The sequence below is a fragment of the Flavobacterium sp. GNP011 genome, assembly GCF_056428925.1.
This window is the reverse complement of sequence record NZ_JBWJVJ010000035.1, coordinates 1-4,514: the sequence shown is the minus strand read 5'-3', so window position 1 is coordinate 4,514 and position 4,514 is coordinate 1. Positions and strand designations below refer to the sequence as shown.

The 4,514-nt window shown below is 34.4% G+C and carries 5 protein-coding genes; 4 read left to right on the top strand and 1 reads right to left on the bottom strand.

Features of this window, described 5'->3' with window-relative positions; genetic code table 11:
• The coding region (locus AC061E_RS16385; RefSeq protein ID WP_478287219.1) for a thiamine pyrophosphate-dependent dehydrogenase E1 component subunit alpha at positions 1-724 on the bottom strand (724 nt) is incomplete at its 3' end.
• 167 nt (positions 725-891) lie between these two features.
• On the opposite strand from AC061E_RS16385, the gene AC061E_RS16380 reads away from it, so the two are divergent.
• From AC061E_RS16380 to AC061E_RS16365, 4 genes are all read left to right on the top strand, one after another.
• Positions 892-1,842 carry an isopenicillin N synthase family dioxygenase gene (locus AC061E_RS16380; protein ID WP_478287218.1) on the top strand — a complete coding sequence of 317 codons (951 nt, stop codon included), beginning with the start codon at positions 892-894 and terminating at the stop codon, positions 1,840-1,842.
• Positions 1,843-1,969: 127 nt separating this feature from the next.
• A complete protein-coding gene (locus AC061E_RS16375; protein ID WP_478287217.1) occupies positions 1,970-2,299 on the top strand; it encodes a translation initiation factor in 330 nt (109 codons plus the stop codon).
• Between the two features lie 89 nt (positions 2,300-2,388).
• Positions 2,389-3,261, top strand: a complete 873-nt coding sequence (locus AC061E_RS16370; RefSeq protein ID WP_478287216.1) for a nucleoside phosphorylase — start codon at positions 2,389-2,391, stop codon at positions 3,259-3,261.
• Between the two features lie 88 nt (positions 3,262-3,349).
• Positions 3,350-4,474 carry an SDR family oxidoreductase gene (locus AC061E_RS16365; RefSeq protein ID WP_478287215.1) on the top strand — a complete coding sequence of 375 codons (1,125 nt, stop codon included), beginning with the start codon at positions 3,350-3,352 and terminating at the stop codon, positions 4,472-4,474.
• Positions 4,475-4,514: the final 40 nt, after the last annotated feature.

The following is a 4,514-nucleotide window of genomic DNA, read 5'->3' as shown; positions in this document are numbered from 1 at the left end:
CTGAATTAAAGGCTTCAATGAAAGAAAATCCAAGACCTGTTTTATTAGAGTTTAATTCAGATAATAAATTAAATACTTCCAATATATTATTTCCGTCAACAATATGACTTTCCATTCCGTAACCAATGCCTTTATCAGCTAAATTTTCACATCTATATTGCTCATTTGTTGGTGTAGAAAGTCCGTATCCATTATTTTCAATTACAAATAAAACAGGTAATTCCCATACCGAAGCAATATTTAAGGCTTCATGAAAGTCTCCTTCACTTGTTGCTCCTTCTCCAGTAAAAACAGCGGTAACTTTACCGTTTTTCTTAAGTTTATTGGCCAAAGCAATTCCATCAGCCACACCTAACTGAGGACCTAAATGCGAAATCATACCAATAATTTTGTACTGTTGGGTTCCAAAATGAAAACTACGATCGCGACCTTTTGTAAAACCATTGGCTTTACCTTGCCATTGCGAAAAAAGGCGGTATAACGGAATATCTCTTCCTGTAAATACGCCCAAATTTCTATGCATAGGCAAAATGTATTCATCTGCATCTAAAACTGCGGTCACACCAACGGAGATAGCCTCCTGTCCTATTCCAGAAAACCACTTGGATACTTTACCTTGACGAATAAGGATTAACATTTTTTCCTCTATTAGTCGTGGTTTTAGTATTCGTTTATATAAATCTAATAATTGAGTGTCAGTAAGATTTTTTCTGTCGAAGATCATGGTTGCGGTTTTAATGTATGGTTCAAAGATAAAAAAATATAACAGTTTTGTATTATTTTGTTATATTTTTTCATGTTGTTTATAAAATTTAAAATTCAGATATAAAATTATTCTTTACATTTGTAACTGCAAGATTTATTCCTTGCAATTTATAAAATTATTTAAGTATGCAAAACATTCCTAGTGTTGACTTGCGTGATTTCCTGTCGGATGACCCGGCACGTAAACAAAAATTTGTAAATGAAATCGGAAGTGCATTTGAAGACATTGGCTTCGTAGCACTAAAAGGGCATTTTTTAAATGATCCGTTAGTTGAAGAATTGTATGGTGAAATCAGAAATTTTTTCGCATTGCCTTTAGAAACAAAACGTGGTTATGAAATCCCTGGAATTGGCGGACAAAGAGGGTATGTTTCTTTTGGAACAGAACATGCCAAAGGCAGAAAAGAAGGAGATTTAAAAGAATTTTGGCATTTTGGACAGTATGTGTCTCAAGATTCTAAATATGCTGCAGAATATCCTGAAAATGTTGAAGTAAATGAATTACCTCGTTTTAATGTAGTAGGAAAAGAAGCCTACCAAATGTTAGAAAAAACAGGTGTGTATGTGTTGAGAGCTTTGGCCTTACGATTAGGATTAGATGAATTTTATTTTGACAATTATGCCAAAGATGGAAATTCTATCCTAAGACCTATTCATTACCCACCAATTACTTCAGAGCCTGAAAATGCAATCAGAGCTGCTGCTCATGGTGACATTAATTTGATTACGTTGTTGATGGGTGCTCAAGGCAAAGGCTTACAAGTGCAAAACCACAACGGAGAATGGATTGACGCTATTGCTGAGTCAGACGAGTTGGTAATTAATGTAGGTGACATGTTATCACGTCATACGAACAACAAATTGAAATCGACTATTCATCAAGTAGTGAATCCTCCACGTGAATTATGGGGAACTTCACGTTATTCTGTTCCGTTTTTTATGCATCCAGTGAGCGATATGCCATTAAATTGCCTAGAAAATTGTATCGATGCCGAAAATCCAAAACAGTTTGAGGACATTACTGCAGGTGATTACCTTTACGAGCGTCTAGTAGATTTAGGCTTGATCAAAAAATAAATTTTAATTCAATAGTTCAAGAAAGACATCGAGTTCGCTTGATGTCTTTTTGTTTTTAAGTAGTAAGAAATTAGGAGCTGTAAAACTTAAATTTCTTAATAATTAAATAATCAATAATTTTAAAGTTATGGACTTACAAGACCAATTAAAAAATCTTTTCCCAGATCATGAACCTTTGCCAGAAGAGCAAGCGGAGTCTGTAGCGCACGAATTATACGTTCAAAAAGAGCCAATGATTTGTAAATTTGAAAAACGAAAAGGAAAAGCAACTACCATAATTGAAGGTTACGAAGGAACGGATGAAGATTTTAAAATCTTAGCCAAAGAAATTAAAACCAAACTGAGTGTTGGCGGTACTTTCAAAGACGATTCTATAATCATTCAAGGGGATTATCGAAATAAAATAATGGAAATATTAAAACTAAAAGGATTCAAAGTAAAACGTGTTGGCGGATGATAGTTTGCAGTCTCAGTATACAGTCTCAGTTTTAATATTCAGTTGTGCAACTTGAAACCTTAAACCTTAAACCTTAAATAAAAAAAATAATGATACAATCATCAGAATTAATATTAAATCCAGACGGTAGCGTTTACCATTTGAATTTAAAACCGGAAAATATTGCGCACGATATCATCTTTGTTGGAGATCAAAATCGTGTGGAGAAAATCACTCAATTTTTCGATAGTATTGAATTTTCAACTCAAAAAAGAGAATTCAAAACCCAAACCGGAATTTTTAAAGGGAAGCGCATTACCGTGATGTCTACAGGTATTGGACCAGATAACATTGACATTGTAATCAACGAGCTTGATGCTTTAGTTAACATCGATCTTGAAACGCGTCAGCCAAAAGAAAATTTAACTTCCTTGAACATCATTCGTATTGGAACTTCAGGTTCTTTGCAGGCTGATATTCCTGTGGATAGTTTTGTTTTATCTAAATTTGGCTTGGGATTAGACAACATGCTTCGCTCCTATTTAATTGACGAAGTTTCGAATCTAGAAATAGAAGACGCTTTCGTTCAACATACGAATTGGGATCTCAAAAAAGGAAAACCGTATGTAATTGCTTGTTCTGAAAAATTAGAAAAAGTGATTGAAAGCGACCAAATGCACAAAGGAATCACAGCAACTGCCGGAGGTTTCTACGGACCACAAGGACGCGTACTCCGTTTGAACATTCAAGACGAAGCATTGAATTCAAAAATGGATAATTTTAAATTTGGTGATAACCAAATTACAAATTTAGAAATGGAAACCGCTGCAATTTATGGGCTTTCGGCACTTTTAGGACACCAAGCCTTGTCATTAAACGCCATCATTGCCAATCGTGCATCTGGAACTTTTAGCGAGGATCCTTATAAAGCGGTAGATGCCTTAATTGCGTATACGCTGGATAAACTGACCGAAGGAATCTAAATCCACAATTCTCGATATACACATTTGTAGTTTTAAAAAACAATTTATTCTTTTTTAAAACTACATTTGTTTTTTGAACAAACAACGAATGAAAATAATACTTACCGGTGCCACGGGCGTTTTAGGATCGCACGTCATGTATGAAATTCTAGAACTTTTTAGTACTTCTAACCCTGATGGAAAACTCTTTTTGATAGCGCGAAACAAAGGAAAAAAATCAGCCCACGATCGCATCAAAGAGTTGCTTACAAGCAGCTACACACCTTCTGTATTGCTTCAGCAAGGTTTTGAAAAACTTCAAAAATTTATCGAAATCATTGATACAGATTTAGCGGATATTCAAAATACAGTAACCGAAAAAATCAAAGGAGCGTATTTTATTCACTCGGCTGGTTTGGTTAATTTATCTACAGACGAATCCCAGCGTGAAAGGATTTTTAACGAAAATACTAATATAACAAAGTCTATTTTTGAACTTTTTCATCCGTTTATCACCAAATTTATTTACATCGGGACAGCGTTTTCGTCAGGCAACCGAATTGGAATAATTGATAACGATTTTCATTCCTTAAATTTTGAGCCAGAGCATCGTAATGCATACGAAAACGCCAAATTTGCCTCTGAAAATTTCATTGCAACAGCTTGTAAAAAAATAGGTTTGCCTTTTCAAATTTTGCGTCCCAGCGTTATCGGCGGCAACATGCTCACTCCTGAAAACCCTTATTTTATTTCAAAATATATGGTATTTTATTTGTTAGCCAAATTTTTCCATTTTACATCGCAGCGCAAAGGCGATCAAGAAAACGTGAGGTTTATTGTAAATCCTGATACGGTTTTAAACATTATTCCTGTAGACTATGTTGCAAAAGTAATTGTTTCAACTTTTCAACGAGACGATATTGAACAGTTAAACATCGTTCACAACAAAAGTTTTAATATGACTAAAGGCTTGAAATTAATCATGAAAGAGGTTGGTTATTCTAATTTTACTTTAATAGAAAACACCGAAGAATTTACATATCAAAATACGATTGAAAAACTGTATTACGAGAGTATTGGCAAGCATTTGAGTCCGTATTTTACAACAGCGGCAAACGAGTACGATACCAAAATTCTGAACCAAATTTTAGAAATTCCGAGTTTAGATGACGATGCTTTTACCAACATGATTCGCTACGCAAAAAAACAGCATTTTAAAGATATAAATGTGTAATTTTAGGAGCTATTTCCTGCTATCCGCTGTATCTCTTGTG